A 17914-nucleotide genomic window follows, 5' to 3' on the forward strand; every position below is an offset into this window, starting at 1 on the left:
GATGCTCTTGACTCACTCGACTCCAGCCTCACCGCCCGGAATGACGGAGCGGGAGAGGGGGGGGGGGGGGGAGAAAATCTGTATCCAGCCGTTCTCGCCACCCAATCGATTTGAAAGAGAGCCAAAAGTAACTGCCGAAAAGCTGGCCTAAATTGTTATGATGATAAGAGATGTAACTCCGGCCAACACCAATGTGAGAGCGAGGTCGGAAAGGCCGAAACTGCGGGTGTGGAGGCATGATCTGGGTCCGGAACTGCGAAAGCCGCGCAGATCCAGCGCGGTGGCCTGGATGTCGCTTCCGGAGAACAGTCCGGCTATCACGGTAAGCGAGATCCGCTGGTAAAGCTGAAGTTTGGCTTTCCAGCGCAGCTTGTTTAGATCAATACCCCGCAGATGCAGCAGGCGCAGGTTGTGTTTGATCTGTCCGGTGGCCGCGGGGATGAGGTGGACCACATAGAAAACCATGAAGCAGAGCTCTTCGGGCAGGCGCAGAGCGCGGAAAGCGAGATCGAAATCCTCATAGCTGAGCCTGAGCAGGACTTGGGCGCTGAAAAACACGATCAGCAGGCGCAGGGAAACGTTCACGCCAGTTCTGAAGCCGGCTCCGCTGAGATCGAGATAATGTCCGCCCTTCAGGCTAATGCCCGGATCGCTGAAGATGATCTGGAATATTATTACCAAAGCGATCAGCGGAATGAATTTGCCGATCTGCCGGACCCAGAGTTTGAGCTCAAAACCCACCAGCGAGCCGCGGAAAAGCAGGCAGAGCAGCAGAAGAACCGCAAGCCAGATTGGATCAGGGATGAAAATGGCCAGGGAGCTGAACCACAGCGCGGCCAGAATCACCACGAGAGGATGCTGGCTGCTCACCCCAGTTCCTTCAGAGCGCCGTTTTCCAAACTCAGCACCCGGGTGAAAAGGCTGTTGGGAAGCAGCCCGGAGTGGCTCACGATGAGATAGCCGGGAGCCTCTTTGGCCGCGCAGAGTTCCCCAAACCGCTGCTTCCGGCTGGGATCCAAGCCCGCGGTGGGCTCATCAAGCAGCCAGAATTTGTCCACTAGCAGGGGTAGCCAGAGCAAGGTGAAAGCGCGCAATTCGCCCGCGGAGAGACGGCTGTAAGGTGTATCAAGCTTGTCCAAAAGAGGATCTTTGAGACCTTGCACCACAGGCTCGGAAAAGCGTTCCGGCCAGGCCAGCCGCCAGGCTTCCAGATCGTGGCGGGGCACCAGCCCAAAGAGGTCATCTTCAGCTTTCTGGCGGCGGAAAACCAGGTCCAGAAAGGCCTCGGGACTCTGTTCAGCCGGGGCTTTGTCCAGCAGCAGAAGCATGCCGGAGCTGGGTTTGAGGATGCCCGCCAGCAGATCCAGCAGCGTGCTTTTGCCGCTGCCGTTGGTGCCTGTGAGCAGGATCCTGTCACCCATGCAAACAGTCAAGCATAGCTTGCGCAGCAGCGGCGGATGGCTTGGATAGGCGAAATCCAAGTCCCGCAGTTGAAAGAGGGGGGCGTTCATGTTGCGAATTCCAGGGTAGCGGTGGCCAAATCGCCGATAACCGGGTTGTGTTCCGCCACCAGCACCATGCGTCCAGCGCTCAGGATTTCCCGCAGCCATTTGGCAAGCAGTTCCAGAGCCTCCTGACTGAGGGCGGTGCTGGGTTCGTCGAGCAGATACAGAGGCGGGTCCAGAGCGGCGCAGGTGGCCAGCACCAGCAGTTTTTTCTGGCCCCGGGAAAGGTGGCCGGGCTCCACCTGGCCAAACTTGCTCAGGCCGAATCTTGCCTGCGCCCGCCCGATCCTCTTCAGCATCTCAGCCGCCGGCAGGCCGCCGTTTTCAAGGGCAAAGGAAAGTTCTTTCTCGATGCGGGGAAAGAAAATCTGATGGTCGGGATCGCTCATCTGATAGGCCAGATGGCGGAATTTTTCGTTCAGAGGCAGGGCGCAAATATCTGTATCGAATAGCGTTACAGAGCCGATCAGCTCAGCCTTCACCCGCTGGGGGACGATGCCACTGAGCGCGTTGAGCAGGCTGGTTTTACCGCTGCCGTTGGGGCCTTTCAGCCAGAGCAGTTCTCCCGGGGCCAGGCAGAAGCTGAGGTCCCGCAGCAGAGGCCGGTCCTGCCGGGGATATCTGAGGCTGAGCCCTTCAACTTGCAGCATCCAGATCAGGGAACGAGTTCAAAGGAGAGGGCGTCATCCAGCAATCCTGGCTCGGCCAAAATGTCGTTCAGAGTGATTTTCTCGGCCCCATATCCTTTTTGGACAATGAAATGCACGTCCGGACCCAGCTTCCAGTCCAGCACCCGGTTGAGGGCGATGAGGGCGTCCAGGTTGCCGGGATGGATGAGGGCGAAATCACCCAACTGGATGTAAACGATGTTTTTCAGCCACATGCCGCCTGGGATGACGGGGCTTTTTAGGTTGAAACCTTCGTCGGTGGGTTCGAGCACGGCACCCCGCAGATGCCGGGGATATTCCAGGGCCAGCTTCATGCCGTCGGCGCTATAAAGTATTGCGCCCAAAGTGTCTTCCCGGGACGAAAGCGGCAGCAGGTCGGCAAAGTAATAACCGCTCAGGTTGATGAACGGCGCGGGGTCTTCCACCAGGGCGGCGGATCCCAGCCGGTCATCCAAAAACTCAAAGCGTTTGGGCATTTGCAGGGGATCGAAGTCCTCGAGCACCACGCGGTCCAGGTCGCGCACCCATTTCATGTCTCGCAGGGCGGGAAAAATGATGCGCAGGCCATTGTCGGGGAAGGTTTTGCCATTCTGGGCAAAGACCAGCCAACAGGTCAGGGTGTCGAATTCCACGCGGCTGAAACTCACCAGATAGCGATCAGCGGATTCCAGGCGGATGATTTTGAAAGGCACATCCAGCTTGGCTTTTAGCCAGTTGTCGAAGCGGATGCCCTGCCAGGTGTCGGTTTTGGTGAGGCCATCTTTTTCCCGTATGGTTTGGAACTCTTCCCGAGGCAGGGAGGCCAGTTGCTGATAGGCAAAGTTTTGAGACAATCCGGCGGGGCCGGTTACCGTGATGGCTCCCAACAGGGCAGCCGTGGCTAAAATGAGGGCTAAGATAAGTTTTTTCATTCCACCAACTCGTAGTAGTTCAATTGTTTGTAAATGCTGCGGGAGATCCAGCCGCCCATCAGCCCGGAAGCCAGCGACATCCCCAGAACGATGAGCAGCAGGGGCAAAGGATGGCGGAACAGCACAATGGCCACCACCATCGCGCCGACGATATTGGCCCCGGCGCAGATCGCCAGATGCGGCCAAAGCCTGGCAGGATCTTTCACCAGGGGTTGGATGAGGTCGGCCAGGATGCCCGGCAGGGTGTAGCTGAGCAGAGTGAGCAGGCCCTGATTGCCGCGCACGCCCATCACCAGGGTCACCAGCGCCTGCAGCAGTCCAAAGATGAAGCCGGTGCCTGGTTTTCGCACGATCAGCACCGCCATAGCCAGCCAGAGCATGTACAATCCACCGGTGAATGAACCTCCGGGCACCATCAGGGGCATGGTGATCATCTTCGAAAGCGGCGACACAATGGGCTTCACGGCCAGGCCGATCCCGGCCAGGACGGCGATGACGATCAGGTCTCGGGTACTGAAGCGCTTGAACATCAGAGCACTTTTTTCATTCTGCCGGTGCCCATGTCGTAGTGGATCAGTTCCACTCCCGCTTCGGCCAGCAGCTGTTCCGCCAGCACGTCGGGATATGTATCCGCGATATACACGGTGCGGATCTCGGCGTTGATGATCATCTTGGCGCAGATGCTGCAGGGCTGATGCGTGCAGTAGAGCGTGGCCCCGCGGGCGCTGGAGCCGTTCAGGCCGGCCTGGATGATGGCGTTTTGTTCCGCGTGGAGGCCGCGGCAAAGTTCGTGCTGCTGGCCTGAAGGAACATTGTTTTGGGCGCGCAGGCAACCGGTTTCAGAGCAGTGCCGCACGCCTTTGGGGCTGCCGTTGTAGCCGGTGGAGAGGATCTGGTTGTCCTTCACCAGCACAGCCCCCACCTGCCGGCGCAGACAAGTGCTGCGCGAGGAGGCCAGAACCGCCATCTGCATGAAATATTGCTGCCAGGAGGGTCGCTTGTTCATCATAACGTCCTTGGAGGGGATTTGCGCTCAGCTTTGCCGGGGGTGCCTTTCTGTCAAGCGTGATTTCCACCGCCCTGCAGGAGAGTCAGAAAAAAAACTTGCCAGATCCGGCCATACTATTAGATTGACTATTATATCTTATAATAGTTTGCGTAATAATAGTAGCCAAAGGAGTAAACGCATGTCCAAACCGAAACTGGTGGTGCTGGGTTTTCTGCACCGGGCACCCATGTACGGATATCAGATCGGGCACGTCACCGAGAGCTTCGGCCTGCCCGTCTGGGCCGGGATCAAGCTGCCTTCGATCTATAAAGCCTTGCAGGACCTGGACGCCTCCCAGCATATCCGGGGCGAACAGATCACCGAAGGCAACAATCCGCCCCGCACGGTGTTTCACATCAACGCCAAGGGCCGTAAATTCCTGGCCGAGATGGTGCGCCAGAATCTGAGCTCTGCCAGCGTCAACTCCCAGGATTGGTGGCTCACCCTCTCCTTTGCCTGGCAGACCGTATCCCGGGAATTTCTGGCGGAAGCCATCCAAAACCGGCTGGCGAAGCTGAAAAACAAGATGATGCGGGCCCAGGACAGCGTTTACCACGAATTGCCCGAAGTGGGCCAACTGCCCTTTACCCATAACCATATCCTGAACCTGGGGCTGCGCCACCACCGCGTGGAAATGCAGACCCTCAAAGAGCTTCTGGACGATGTTCTCACCAACGACCATCATGATTTTTTCACAGATAAAGGAGTGTGATTTGAAACGCTTTATCACTTTATGCGTCCTGCTCGCGACCGCCGTTTTGGGAGCCCAGGCCACCGGCCGGCTCAGCCTGGAGGAAGCGCGGCAACTGGCTTTGCAAAACAACAACAGCTACCAGGCCAAACTCGCGGAGGTTGAAGCCGCGGATTGGAGCAGCAAAGCCGCCCTGAGTAGCTTTCTGCCCACCCTCAGCCTGGACGGCAACTGGCTTTACATGGAGCCAGCCCAGACCGTCATGTCCGGGACCACGCCCATCACGTTGAACCACGATATCCGCAGCTTTGGCTTTTCGCTTTCCCAGCCCCTCTTTCTGGGCGGAAAGATCTGGCACGGCTACAAGATGGCCCAGCTCTCGCAGGAGATCAGCGCCTCCGGACTGGAAGCGCAGAAGCTGGCCACCCTCACTGAGCTGAACACCCTCTATCTCACGCTGCTCCAAACCCAGGACCTGCAAAAGATCTCGGACATGGACCGCCAGTCCGCCGAGCTCAATTTGCAGATCGCGCAGCTGAAGTACGACAATGGCCTGCTTTCCACCGCGGATTATCTGCGCTTCAAAAGCCAGCTGGCCTCCAAGGACGTTTCGCTGCTCCAGGCCCGCACCGCGCTCCAGCTTTCCCAGCTGAACCTGCGCAACTTTCTGAACCTGGATTATCTGCCCATCGCCGATGACCTGCCGGACAGCGACAACGACCCCCTCATCCTCGCCCTCGATTCCTATGACTCCGGCGCGACCCAAAACCTCAGCGCCGCCGCCCTCGCCGCCGGCAAGAACAACAACACAACGCTGAGCGTGCTGGAAAACAGCCTGGAACTCTCCCGGCGCAGTTACGAGATCAGCAAAGGCGCTTTTCTGCCCACCCTGATGCTCATCGGCAGCAGCGAGTTTTCTGAGAACGGGATCGACCGCTACAAGTTCGAGAGTTCCAGCCAGATCATCCTCAACGCCTCCATCCCCCTGCTGCCCCAACTGGGCAACTACGCCAACCTCCAAAAGGCGAAATTCAATTACCGCAAAGCCCAGCTGGAGGCTAAAACCGCCACCGATGGGATCCTGCTGGGCACCGAGGCGGCCGTCCTGAATCTGGTGAGCGCCGCCAAGCAGGTGCGGGCCTCCAAACTGGCCCTGGATTTCACCCGCCAGAGCTTTGAGCAGCTGCAGCAGCGCTTCCGCATGGACCTCATCTCACCCAAGGACCTGCTGGACGCCGAACTGATGCTCTCCGCAGCCCGAATTGCTTATTCCAACTCAATTTACAACTATCACAAAACCCGCGTCAGCCTGATGCAGACCATCGGCATCTCCGACGCCGCCACCCTCGACGAAATGATCTTTACGGGAGTAAAATAAATGAAAAGACAGCTTTTGACCCTGGCCCTGATCCTGCTGCTGGCCCTCACCGCCTGCGGCAAAAGAGGCAAAGACGCCCCAGACACGGCGGAGGACATCCAGCCGGTGACGGTGGAAGAACTCAGCCTCAAGGAACTCGACGATTTCATAACCGTCTCCGGAAAACTGGAGGGAGCGGACACCTTCACCATGAGCAGCGAGGCCTCCGGACTGGTGCTGCAAGTGAGCAAAAAACTGGGCGACCGCGTGAGCAAAGGCGAAAGCCTGGGCCGCATGGACAACCAGGCCTATGTGGACCGTCTGGCCCAGGCTGAGGCTGGACTGGCCTCCGCCGAGGCGAATCTGAGAACGGCCACCCAAAATAAGACCTTCGCCAACAACGCGCTGGACCAGAAACTGATCTCCCAGGCCGAATACAACAACGCTGTTTCGGCCTACAACAGCGCCATGGCCGCCCGGGACGGCGCCAAAGCCGGAGTCGAGCAGGCCCACGCCGCCAGAAACGGTTCGCTGCTCCTTGCCCCCGCCTCCGGAGTGATCTCCAGTCTGAACGTGGCCTCCGGCCAGTTTGTGGCGGCCGGGATGCCCGTGGCCACCATCGTCAGCGAAGGCCGTCTCATCCTCAAGACCGGCGTGGGCGAAAGCCAGATCTCCAGGCTTCAGAAAGGCCAAAGCGCCGAGATCAGCTATCCCGGCCTGGCCAACCCGCTGTCCGGAAAGGTCCGCGGCTTCGGGATCAGCCCCCTGCCCAATTCCGCCACCTATCCCGTCGAGATCGAGATCTCCGGCTCCCAGGGCCTCCTGCCCGGAATGGTGGTAACCGCGAAGATTCTCACCGACCGCTACAGCGACCTGCTCTACTCCTCCCTCACCTATTTTTCCAACGAATTTGGCCGCAGCTACGCTTACGTGGTTGACGCCCAAAACATCGCCCACAAGCGCGAAGTCAAGCTGGGCCGCGTGATCGGGGAACATGTGCTGATAGAATCCGGTGTGAGCCCTGGCGACAAGATCGTCACCAGCGGCGCGGAAAACCTGGAGGAAGGCAGCAAAGTGGAGATCAGGAAATAGCCGATGAAAGTAGCCGAAACCGCCATCAAGTACTCCATCCTGATCAACCTGCTGGTGATCGCCATCGTGATCATGGGGGTGTTTTCCCTGATCCGCCTGCCCCGCGAGGAATTCCCCGCCGTGGAATTCGGCCGGGTGCTGGTGATCACCGTCTATCCCGGCGTTTCCGCCGAAGAGATAGAACAGCTGGTGACCAACAAGGTGGAAACCGAACTCAACGACCTGCCCAACCTCGACAATATCCAAAGCTCCTCGGAGGAGGGCCGCTCCACCGTTTCGGTCTCATTCGACACCAGCGTGGATTCCGAAGAGGCCTACGACCTCGTTTCCCGCGAGATTAGCAAGCTCTCCGACCTCCCCAGCGACGCCCTCGACCCCATCGTGATCCGCCTGGCCATGCGTGAGCTGAACCCCATCGCCCAAGTGGTGATCGGCGGCGATTTCCAGCCCCTCGCCCTGCGCGAACTTGCCGATGACCTCAAAGACGGCATCCTGCGCGTGAAAGATGTTTCCAAGGTGGAACTGGTGGGCGCCCGCGACCATCAGATCTGGGTGGATGTGGACCAAGCCAGGATCGATGCCTATGGCCTCAGCCTCAGCGACGTCTCGGCCGTGCTGCAGGGCCGCAACCTAAACATCCCCGGAGGCACCGCCAAATACGGCAAATCCGAATTCCTCGTGCGCACCCTCGGCCAGTTCAACTCCACCGAGGAGATAGCCCGCATGATCGTGACCTCAGACACCTCCGGCCGCGCCATCCGCATCGCCGACGTCGCCACCGTGCGCGACACCCTCTCCAAGATGCAGACCCGCGCCAAACTCAACGGCCAGGAAGGCATCAGCATCTTTCTCTATAAACAGGGTGACGGCAACATCATCTCCATCATGGACGACGTGCGCGCCTACATCGCCGAGTTCGAGAAAACCCATCCCGGCGCCCAGATCAGCGTGCGCAACGACGGCTCGATCGACGTGAAGAACGGTATCGGTGCCCTCGGGACCAACGCCGTGATCGGCATCCTGCTCGTCTTCGCCGCCCTTTTCATCTTCCTGGGCTGGCGCAACGCGGCCTTTGCCTCCACCGGCATCCCCATCGCCATGCTGATCACCTTCATCGTGATCCCCCTCTTCAACATCACCCTCAACAACCTCACCATTTTCGGCCTGATCATCGTGGTGGGCATGATCGTGGACAATTCCATCGTGGTGCTGGAAAACATCCACCGCTACCGGGAACTGGGATTTGACCACAAATCCTCCATCTCGGAAGGTGTCAACCAGGTGATCTCGCCGGTTTTTGCCTCCACCCTCACCACAGTGGCGGCCTTCATGCCAATGCTGCTCACAGGAGGCATCATGGGCCAGTTCCTCTCCGTGTTTCCCATCGTGGTCACCGTGGCCTTGCTCGCCTCCTGGTTCCAGGCCATGGTGATCCTGCCCACCAACGTCCATCAGTTCGGGCATCGCCTGGAAGCCAAGGAAGACCGCACCACCAGGCTCATCCGCCCGCTGAACAAACTCTACCGCCGCATCATCACCAAGGCCCTGCACCGGCGCGGACCGGTGATAGGTTCTGTGGTGGGGCTGCTCATCCTCTCCTTTGTGGTGCTGGGCAGCGGCGCCATCCCCTTCGAATTCTTCCCTTCCTCGCTTTCCCAAACCATCCCGCTGGAACTGCACACGCCAGTGGGCACCTCTCTGGAAGAAACGGACAGGATCGTCGGACTGGTGGAACAGCATATCCTTTCCATGAAACAGAAGGAAGACATCGAGTTCGTGGTAAGCAACGTGGGCTCCCTCAGCAGCGAGGGGCTGCGTGACAACAAGACCTCGAACGCCGCTGTCAGCATCGACCTGGTGCCCCTTAAAGAGATGAAATACACCCACGAGGAAATCAAAAGCGAAATCCGCCGCTATCTGGACACCCTGCCCGGACTCTACACCTACAAATTCGGCCAGGCCCAGGCGGGACCCCCCATCGGTCAGGATATCGACATCCGCGTCAAGGGCCAGAGCCTCGAACGCCTTGCCTACATCGGCGATGTGGTGCAGTCCAATCTGAAAAAGATCCCCGGCGTGGAAGACATCGACGACAGCTTCGACGAAGGCAAGATGGAGGCCCGCATCTCGCTCGACCAGGAAAAGCTCTCCATGTATTCCCTCAGCGTGGCCCAGGTGGCATCAGCCATCCGCATGGCCAGCACAGGCAGCGAAGTTACCCAGTTCCGCGGCAATGGCGTGGACGAAATCCCCATCCTGGTGAAGCTCAATGACCGCTATACCCAGGAACTCGAAGCCCTCAAGGACCTTAAGATCCGCTCCCGCACCGGCAGCCTCATCGCCATCCGCGACCTCGCCACCTTCGAGATCAGCAGCAGCATCTCCCGCATCGGACACTACGACGGCAACCGCGTGATCTCTGTCACCGCCGCCGTGGGTGAATATACCGAAGGCGGAAAAACCCGCAAGCGCACCACCTCCGAAGTGATCAACCTCCTCACCGGCGACAGGCTGCGCGGCACCAAGGGAACGCTTTCCAGCTTCGAACAGCGTTTCCCCGGCTACACCCTGGAATTCGGCGGCATCCGCGAACAGCAGACAGAATCCTACACCTCGCTTGCCTACGGCTTCCTGATCGCCCTGCTGGCCATCTTCGCCATCCTCGCCTCGCAGTTCCGCAGCTATGTGCAGCCCCTCATAGTGATGGCCACCATCCCCTTCGCCTTCATCGGAGTGATCATCGGCCTGCTGGTAACCGGGCTCTCTTTCTCGCTGAACACCATGCTCTCCGTGGTCGCCCTCGCCGGCGTGGTGGTCAACAACGCCATCCTGCTCATCGATTTCATAAATACAGAACGCGAAAAGGGTGTGGACCGCTGGCACGCCATCATCAACAGCGGCGGCGCCAGATTGCGCCCCATCTTGCTCACCACCGCCACCACCGTGGCCGGGATGCTGCCCCTGGTCTTTTCCGGCGATCCCTCCTCCCAGGCCTGGCGCCCGCTGGCCGTGAGCTTTGTCTTCGGCCTCACATTCTCCACCCTTATCACCCTCTTCGTGATCCCGGTGATGTACAGCGCCGTCGATTCCTTGTTCGGCCGCTTCAAAATGACCCGCTTCACCGAACACACCAAGTTCACCGAAGCCATCACCGCGGAGGAGGAAAGCGGCCACAGCTGACCCCATTGAACCAATGACAAACAATGCGGCCAGGGCGGGGATGCCCCCCCGCCTTGGCCCCGTCTTTCATTCGGTTTCGCGGAAATCTCCTCTGAGAGATTTCTGCCTTCGCCCCCAATATCAATACGGTATCAATACGGAATCATTACGGATGAAATCCGTATTGATTCCGTATTGATACCGTATTGATATTGGGGGCGACGCGGGTTTTTGCCTGGATACAGAATTGGTATCAGGCGCTCTTTTTCAAACTGAGAAGCTGGATTAATCGGCTAAGCACAGAACTTGCACCCGTCCAGCCTCGAATTGTCATTCCAGGCGGTGAAACTGATGCCCGCCTACCCTGACACCCGCCAACCCGAGTCCAGCAAAGTGGGAAAGCACTTTTAGATTGACAAAATGGGACTTCGGAGGAGTTTGGCGCGCACTGTGTGGGTATTGTCAACGGAAGGTGGAAATCTCTCTTTCGCAGATCAGGAAGGGATTTCCGGCTTGCGTTGAAAATATCAACAGGGAGAACGAATGCGTACATTTGACGCCATTCTTCCATATCTGAAGAAGAGTTATGGCAGAATAGCCGGGGGCATAGTGATGCTGATCCTGGTGGACGTGGTGCAGCTGATCACGCCCCGGGTGATGCAATACGCCATCGACAGCATCCAGGAGCGGCGGATCACCTCCACGGGCCTGATCTGGGTGGCCCTGCTCATCATTGGGCTGGCGCTGGCGGTGATGGTCCTGCGCTATTTCTGGCGGATCCTGATCATCGGCAACTCCTTCCGGATCGAGAAATATCTGCGGCAGGATTTTTACAACCACCTGCTGAAGCTATCCCAGAACTTTTTCAACCGCAGCAAGACCGGCGACTTGATGGCCTATGCCACCAACGACCTGAACGCCGTGCGGATGCTCTTTGGCATGGGACTGATCGCGGCGATGGACATCGTGCTGATGACGATCGCCAGCTTCAGTTTCATGGGCTCGATCGACTGGCGGCTCACGGGGTTGGCGGTGCTGCCGATGCCCATCCTCACCATCACCATCACCATTTTCGGCAAGAAGATGCACAAGAGCTTCTTCCGGGTGCAAAAAAGTTTCGCCAGCCTTTCCGGCGCGATCCAGGAAAGCATCTCCGGGATCCGCATCGTGAAAGCCTTTGGGCAGGAAAAACCGGAGCTGGACAAGGTGGACGAGGTTTCCTGGCAATATGTGCAGGAAAACATCCGCATGGCCAAAATCGCGGGCTTTTTCCACCCCTTCCAGAGCCTGATCATCAGCCTTTCGATGATCATCACCCTCTATTTCGGCGGGCGCGCCGCCATCCGGGGCGACATCACCATCGGGCAGTTCATTGCCTTCTTCCAGTATCTGGGCATGCTGGTCTGGCCGATGATCGCCATCGGCTGGATCGTGGACATGTACCAGCGCGGCACGGCTTCGCTGAAGCGGCTGAACGAGATCTTCCAAACCGTTCCGGAGATCGACGACAGCGAGGCTGATCCCGGCATCAAATCTTTGCAGGGCAACATCGAGATCCGCGACCTCAGCTTCCGCTACGGCGACAAGCTGCCCCTGATCTTCGACGCCATCAGCACCTCCATCTCCGACGGCAAGACCCTGGCCGTGGTGGGACCCACCGGCTGCGGCAAAACCACCCTGATCGAACTGCTGGTGCGCATCTACGAGCCGCCCAAGGGCAGCATCCTGATCGACGGACACCTGCTGCACAGGATCCCGTTGAACGTGCTGCGGCGCGACATGGTCTTGGTGCCGCAGGACATCTTCCTCTTTTCCGACACCATCTCGAACAACATCCGCCTGGGCAGCCCGGAAACAAGCACCGAAGAGGTTTTGGAGGCGGCCAGGATGGCCCAGATCCACGACGAGGTGATGGATTTTGAGCACAAGTTCGACACTGTGATCGGCGAACGCGGCGTAACCCTCTCCGGAGGCCAGAAACAGCGCGTGGCCATCGCCCGGGCCCTGCTCACCAATCCCGAGATCCTGATCCTGGACGACGCCCTCTCCGCCGTGGACACCAAAACCGAGCGCTTCATCCTGGAAAAACTGATCGAGACCCGCAAAGGCAAAACCACCATCATCATCGCCCACCGCATCTCCTCGATCCAGCACGCCGACCTCATCATCGTGCTGGGCGAAGGCAAGATCACCGAGCGCGGCACCCACGATGAACTGGTCGCGCAAGGTGGGCTTTACCACGAACTTTACGAGAAACAGCGCATCCGGGCCCGCCTGGAAGGGGAGGAGTTATGATGGGCGGTGGACCCGGACGCGGCGGCGGCTTCGCGGAAGACGACCTCAAGAACAGAGTTTTCGACAAACACCTCTACAGCAGGATGCTGCGTTACCTGCTGCCCTATCTGAAATGGGTGGTGGTTTCGTTCCTCATCCTGATGGTGGTGGCCGGCGCCGAACTGGTGCAGCCCCTGATCCAGCAACGCGCCATCGACGATCACATAGTATCCGACAAAAATATCGCCATCTTTGCCAGCGAAGCTGAGGTGGACGCCTTTCTGGCCAAATACGAGCTGCTCAAGCTGGAGAAACTGGCCCACGGCGGCAACTTTTTCCTGATCATCCCCAGCAAGGAAATGAACAAGATCGACCAGCCAAAGCTTGACGAGCTCACGCGGCGGAACATCCTCGCCGGGGCCAAGGTTTACCTGATCGAGGACAAGCCCTCGAACGTGGCCATCCTGAACAAATACCTGCCGGAAGTGACCGCGCCGGTCGGCGGCAAAAGCGGCCTGGAAGGTTGGTTCAGGCTGGGCAACGGCCAGCTGGCTTTAGAACGAGACCAGCTGAACAAGATCCCGGGGGAGGAACGCTTCCAGGCACGCAGCGAAGCGGCGCACAGCCTCATCTGGCTGGCCCTGGCCTTTTTGGGCATCAGCCTTTTGCGCTTTGTGGCGGGATATTCCCAAATGGTGATCACCACAACCTTTTCCCAAAAAGCGATGAACGACATGCGCCACGACGTTTTCGCCCACATGCAGCGCATGCCGGTGCAGTATTTCGACAAAAACCCCGTCGGGCGGCTGGTGACCCGCGTCACCAACGACATCCGGGCCATCGACGAGATGCTGTCCTCAGGGGTGATCACGCTGTTCCAGGACGTGCTGATGATCATCGCGATCGTTGTGCTGATGCTGATCTTGGACTGGAAGCTGGCGCTGATCAGCTTCGCCATCCTGCCCCTGGTGATCTGGGTGATCCGGGAATTCCGTAAACGCACCCGGGTGCTCTACCGCGAAGTGCGCAAACACCTGGCAGCCCTGAACGCCACCCTGGCCGAGCACATCAGCGGGCAGAAGATCATCCAGCTCTTCAACCAGTATTTCCACAAGCGGAACGAGTTTTCCCGCATCAACCAGGAATATTTCAATACTTCGCTGAAGCAGATGAAGCTCTTCGCCTTTTTCCGGCCTATCATCCATGTGAGCAGCCAGATCGCCGTGGCCCTGATCATCTGGTACGGCGGCGGGCAGATCCTGCGCAACGCCATCACCATCGGCCTGCTGATGGCCTTCACGCAGTATATCTCCAAGCTGTTTCAACCCATCAACGACTTTTCCGAGAAGTTCAACGTGCTGCAGGGCGCTCTGGCTGGCGCGGAACGCATCTTCGATCTCATGGACCAAAACCCCGAGGACTACCGCGACGCCCTGGCCAGCGAGGTGAAGCTGAAAGGCGAGATCGAGTTCAGGAACGTCTGGCTGGCCTACAATCCCGGCGAATGGGTGCTCAAAGACGTGAGCTTCAAGATCCGGCCAGGGGAGAAGATCGCCCTGGTGGGCCACACGGGCAGCGGCAAGACCTCGATCGTGAACCTCATCCTGGGCATGTACCCCTTCCAGAAAGGCGAGATCCTGCTGGACGGAAAGCCGCTCTCCGATTACGCTTTGAACGACCTGCGCCGCAACGTGGGCATCGTGCAGCAAGACGTCTTCATCTTCAGCGGCAACATCAAGGACAACATCGCCCTGAACAACACCGCCCTCACCCGCGAACAAATCATCCAAGTGTCCAAATATGTGAACGCGGACAAATTCATCAGCAAGCTGCCCGAGGGCTACGACGAGCCTGTGATGGAACGCGGCGCCACCCTCTCCACCGGACAAAGGCAGCTGATCGCCTTCGCGCGAGTGCTGGCCTACGATCCGGCCATCTTCATCCTGGACGAGGCCACCTCCAACATCGACACGGAAACCGAACTGCTGATCCAGGACGCCCTCGCCAAGCTGATCGTGAACCGCTCCTCGATCATCATCGCCCACCGCCTTTCCACCATCCAGCACGCGGACCGCATCATCGTTCTGCACAAGGGCGAGATCGTGGAGAAAGGCTCACACTTCGAGCTGCTGGACCAGAAAGGCCTCTACTATGACCTCTACCGGCTGCAATACACCTGATGTGGAGTTTAACGCCGTGTCTTATAACAGCTTGGGGCGATAAATTGTCCTGATGGTTGGAATGAAACTTGCTCCATTGCAGAAACAAGAGAAAAAACTGATTGACAGAAATATGCGGTCAGTTTGAATTGATATAGAAGACTATCCCTTGATTCATAAGGAGGATCAATGAAAAAAAGATGGCTTGTTATACTGGCCCTGACGCTTGTCGCAGCCATGTTTGCCAATGGTAGCCGCTACGAAGTGGTGGCATGGCAGGAAACCTTTGAAACCGGTGCTGCCGGCTGGACCCACTACGACGGCAGCATTCCGCCCAACCTCTGGGCGCCTTACAACTATGGCGGAGCCCAAGGCAACGTCTGGTGGATGGGCGACACCGCCCTGGCCCAGGGAACCAACATCGGTGGCTATTACGACGCCCAATATCTGGTGCTGGACACCCCTGCCCGCACTTTGAGCGCAGCCAACGCTGTTCTAACTTTCAAACTTCGCTACAACGTGGAAGATCCCGCTGGCGCCACGGCCCCCTATACCGGCTGGGACGCCTGCAACGTCCGCATTTCCACAGATGGTGGAACCGTCTGGACCCCCATCGCCGGTACCCCCGCTTACAACATCACCAGCGCCTATTCTTTTGGCTTCCAGCATGGTGAAGGTCCGAACATCCCCGCCTGGGGCGGAGTTTTGGATGCCTGGACCAACGCCAGCTTTGACCTTTCCGCCTATGTGGGCCAAAGCGTGAAGATCCGCTTCGCCTTTGCCTCCGACCCTGCTTACAGCACGGGCGACGCCCCCGCCATGTTTGGCATGATGGTTGACGACATCGCCTTCGGCGGCTACACCAACAACGGCACCGACGACGGCCAGATGGTTACCAGCAGCATGGTCCCGGTGGGCGGAGACATCTGGGCCATCGGCACTGACGCCACGGCTCCGTCACCCACCCACATCATGAAATGCCAGAATGCCCAGGGATCCTACAACCCCAACATGCTGAACTACCTGGTGAGCCCTCCCATCACCCTTCCCAACGATGGAGACATCCGCGTGGACTTCATGATCATGGGCCTCTTCACCGACCCCGACACCTTCCCGGAAGTTGACTATTTTGGTTGGGAAATCTCCCCCAACAATGGTCTGACCTGGAATGCCATGAGCAATCCCTATGGCGATCCCACCGGCACCAACTACGTATATTCCGACGCTCCAGACGTCTGGTCATCCATGACCGGCAGCTATTCCCTGGACGGCCTTATCTCCGATTACGCCGGCCAGACAATTATGCTGCGCTGGTATTTCCTCTCTGATGACGACACCCCCCAGGGTACCGGCATCATGATCGACGACGTGACCATCTACAACGACGTCTTCATCGCCCCTCCGGCTAACCTGGCCGCGACGGTTGATGGCAGCAACGTCAACCTGACTTGGGAAGAGCCTGGTTCCGGCGGTGGCGGCGGCGAAGAAGGCTGGCTGCACTACGACGGTGAAAACGCCGGCAACGCCATTGGCACAGGCGCTGCGGTTGATTTCTCAGTCGCGGCCAAGTGGGATGCCATCGGAACATATGGCATCTTCGACTACGTGGGCATGAACATCACCAAGATCCAGTTCTTCCCCAACGAAGCCAACTGCGTTTACACCCTGCGTATCTGGACCGGCGCCGCGGGCGAAATTGCCTACGAACAGGCAGTGCCTGCCCCCACCATTGGTGCCTGGAATGAAATAGTCCTCACCACTCCTTGGATCATACCCGCCCAAACCCAGATCATGGCAGGTTACCGCGCCAACACCCAGACAGGTCATCCTGCTGGTTGCGATGCCGGCCCCCATGTTCCTGGCTACGGCAACATGATCTACTGGAACAATGCCTGGACCACCCTGAACGCCCTAAGCTCCGCCCTCACCTACAACTGGAATGTCCGCATCTATGTTGCGGATCCCGTAACAGGCAAGGAATACGTGCTGGGTCATGGGCCCTATGAACAGGAAGTTCATGCCTATAATGACGCCACCCTGGAAGAGGTTGGAGCCACCCAGCCTGTCCGCACCCTCGACGGCTACAAGATCTTCCGCGACGACGTGGAGATCGACCAGGTGGGCGCCACCGTGCTCACCTACACCGACGCCAACGTCGCCGGCGGCGTTCACACCTACTATCTGAAAGCTGTTTACGGCGCCAACACCTCCGAAGCTTCGAACGTGGTCACCGCCTTTGTGCTTCCCGCCATGCACGCTGAACTGATGCACGACGACGGCACTGCCGAAGAAGGCTTCAACGTTGGCTCCACCAAGCAGATGGCCGTGAAACACGCCTACGGCCAGGCCGTGACCGTCAAATTCGCCAAGGTCTACGTCCACACCGTGGGAACCGCTGGCATCATCCTCCGCGTCTTCGACAACGACGGCGCCAACGGCATGCCCGGCACCCAGATGGCCCAGTATCAGTATCCCGCCGCCTCCGTGGTGGAAGGCTGGAACTGGATCGCCCTGCCGGCCGACATCAATGTGGCCGACGGCGAATTCTACCTCGCCATCCTGGAAACCACAAACGCCGCCGCGATCGGCCTGGATACTGCCACCAACGGCTACAGCTACAAGAAGATAGCCACCGATTGGGAACCCGTCACCACCGGTGAGATCATGCTCCGCGCCATCGTGGAATACGGCACCGCCAACGACGACAACGTGACCCCGGTTTACACCCTGGACGCGAAGAACTATCCCAATCCCTTCAACCCTGAAACAACCATCGCCTTCAGCGTTCCCAAAGCCGGACCCGCCAGCCTCAAGATCTACAACACCAAAGGCCAGCTGGTTCGCACCCTTGTGAACGATGCCCGCGAAGCCGGCAACCACAGCGTTGTCTGGAACGGCATGGACAACCAGGGCAACAGTGTTTCCAGCGGACTGTATTTCTATCGCCTCAGCAGCGACGGCAATACTGTCACCCGCAAGATGCTGCTGGCCAAATAAGCAAGTTCAACCCGGCTGAAAAGCCGCAGAATACTGGGAGCGACCCGCGTGGC

At 58.6% G+C, this 17914-nt stretch carries 12 protein-coding genes and 1 pseudogene; 7 read left to right on the top strand and 6 right to left on the bottom strand.

What is annotated here, in order from left to right; genetic code table 11:
* Window positions 1-147: 147 nt before the first annotated feature.
* From LHW45_01780 to LHW45_01805, 6 genes and pseudogenes are all read right to left on the bottom strand, one after another.
* Window positions 148-870, bottom strand: a complete 723-nt coding sequence (locus tag LHW45_01780) for an energy-coupling factor transporter transmembrane protein EcfT (GenBank protein ID MCB5284308.1) — start codon at window positions 868-870, stop codon at window positions 148-150.
* Window positions 867-1415: pseudogene (locus tag LHW45_01785) on the bottom strand (ATP-binding cassette domain-containing protein). Before LHW45_01785 ends, LHW45_01780 begins: the two are co-directional and overlap by 4 nt.
* A 92-nt stretch (window positions 1416-1507) precedes the next feature.
* The gene (locus LHW45_01790) at window positions 1508-2155 is read right to left on the bottom strand and encodes an energy-coupling factor ABC transporter ATP-binding protein (protein ID MCB5284309.1); all 648 of its coding nucleotides are present in this window, start codon (window positions 2153-2155) and stop codon (window positions 1508-1510) included.
* Between the two features lie 5 nt (window positions 2156-2160).
* Window positions 2161-3084: a hypothetical protein gene (locus LHW45_01795; protein MCB5284310.1), complete on the bottom strand. Its 924-nt coding sequence runs from the start codon at window positions 3082-3084 to the stop codon at window positions 2161-2163.
* The gene (locus LHW45_01800; protein MCB5284311.1) at window positions 3081-3614 is read right to left on the bottom strand and encodes an ECF transporter S component; all 534 of its coding nucleotides are present in this window, start codon (window positions 3612-3614) and stop codon (window positions 3081-3083) included. The genes LHW45_01795 and LHW45_01800 overlap by 4 nt, the downstream gene beginning before the upstream one ends.
* Window positions 3614-4093 carry a cytidine/deoxycytidylate deaminase family protein gene (locus LHW45_01805; GenBank protein MCB5284312.1) on the bottom strand — a complete coding sequence of 160 codons (480 nt, stop codon included), beginning with the start codon at window positions 4091-4093 and terminating at the stop codon, window positions 3614-3616. The genes LHW45_01800 and LHW45_01805 overlap by 1 nt, the downstream gene beginning before the upstream one ends.
* Window positions 4094-4271: 178 nt before the next feature.
* On the opposite strand from LHW45_01805, the gene LHW45_01810 reads away from it, so the two are divergent.
* The 7 genes from LHW45_01810 to LHW45_01840 all read left to right on the top strand — a co-directional run bounded on the left by LHW45_01810 (window position 4272) and on the right by LHW45_01840 (window position 17861).
* Window positions 4272-4844, top strand: coding sequence for a PadR family transcriptional regulator (locus LHW45_01810; GenBank protein MCB5284313.1), 573 nt, complete (start codon window positions 4272-4274; stop codon window positions 4842-4844).
* Between the two features lies 1 nt (window position 4845).
* Window positions 4846-6201 carry a TolC family protein gene (locus LHW45_01815; GenBank protein ID MCB5284314.1) on the top strand — a complete coding sequence of 452 codons (1356 nt, stop codon included), beginning with the start codon at window positions 4846-4848 and terminating at the stop codon, window positions 6199-6201.
* On the top strand, window positions 6202-7272 hold the full coding sequence (locus LHW45_01820; GenBank protein ID MCB5284315.1) for an efflux RND transporter periplasmic adaptor subunit: 1071 nt from the start codon (window positions 6202-6204) through the stop codon (window positions 7270-7272).
* A 3-nt stretch (window positions 7273-7275) separates the two neighbouring features.
* Window positions 7276-10452 (top strand): efflux RND transporter permease subunit, encoded by a 3177-nt coding sequence (locus LHW45_01825; GenBank protein MCB5284316.1) that lies wholly within the window; start codon window positions 7276-7278, stop codon window positions 10450-10452.
* Window positions 10453-10974: 522 nt separating this feature from the next.
* Entirely contained in the window at window positions 10975-12726 is a 1752-nt protein-coding gene (locus LHW45_01830) for an ABC transporter ATP-binding protein/permease (GenBank protein ID MCB5284317.1), read from the top strand.
* A complete protein-coding gene (locus LHW45_01835) occupies window positions 12723-14885 on the top strand; it encodes an ABC transporter ATP-binding protein/permease (GenBank protein MCB5284318.1) in 2163 nt (720 codons plus the stop codon). The genes LHW45_01830 and LHW45_01835 overlap by 4 nt, the downstream gene beginning before the upstream one ends.
* Window positions 14886-15053: 168 nt before the next feature.
* A complete protein-coding gene (locus LHW45_01840; protein ID MCB5284319.1) occupies window positions 15054-17861 on the top strand; it encodes a T9SS type A sorting domain-containing protein in 2808 nt (935 codons plus the stop codon).
* Window positions 17862-17914: the final 53 nt, after the last annotated feature.

Source organism: Candidatus Cloacimonadota bacterium (genome assembly GCA_020532085.1).
Taxonomy (GTDB): domain Bacteria; phylum Cloacimonadota; class Cloacimonadia; order Cloacimonadales; family Cloacimonadaceae; genus Syntrophosphaera.

Excerpts from the sequence above, each read along its gene's own strand:
- LHW45_01790 (MCB5284309.1), bottom strand. The coding sequence starts at position 2,155 with ATGCTGCAAGTTGAAGGGCTCAGCCTCAGATATCCCCGGCAGGACCGG.
- LHW45_01795 (MCB5284310.1), bottom strand. The coding sequence starts at position 3,084 with ATGAAAAAACTTATCTTAGCCCTCATTTTAGCCACGGCTGCCCTGTTG.
- LHW45_01800 (MCB5284311.1), bottom strand. The coding sequence starts at position 3,614 with ATGTTCAAGCGCTTCAGTACCCGAGACCTGATCGTCATCGCCGTCCTG.
- LHW45_01805 (MCB5284312.1), bottom strand. The coding sequence starts at position 4,093 with ATGATGAACAAGCGACCCTCCTGGCAGCAATATTTCATGCAGATGGCG.
- LHW45_01810 (MCB5284313.1), top strand. The coding sequence starts at position 4,272 with ATGTCCAAACCGAAACTGGTGGTGCTGGGTTTTCTGCACCGGGCACCC.
- LHW45_01820 (MCB5284315.1), top strand. The coding sequence starts at position 6,202 with ATGAAAAGACAGCTTTTGACCCTGGCCCTGATCCTGCTGCTGGCCCTC.
- LHW45_01825 (MCB5284316.1), top strand. The coding sequence starts at position 7,276 with ATGAAAGTAGCCGAAACCGCCATCAAGTACTCCATCCTGATCAACCTG.
- LHW45_01830 (MCB5284317.1), top strand. The coding sequence starts at position 10,975 with ATGCGTACATTTGACGCCATTCTTCCATATCTGAAGAAGAGTTATGGC.
- LHW45_01835 (MCB5284318.1), top strand. The coding sequence starts at position 12,723 with ATGATGGGCGGTGGACCCGGACGCGGCGGCGGCTTCGCGGAAGACGAC.
- LHW45_01840 (MCB5284319.1), top strand. The coding sequence starts at position 15,054 with ATGAAAAAAAGATGGCTTGTTATACTGGCCCTGACGCTTGTCGCAGCC.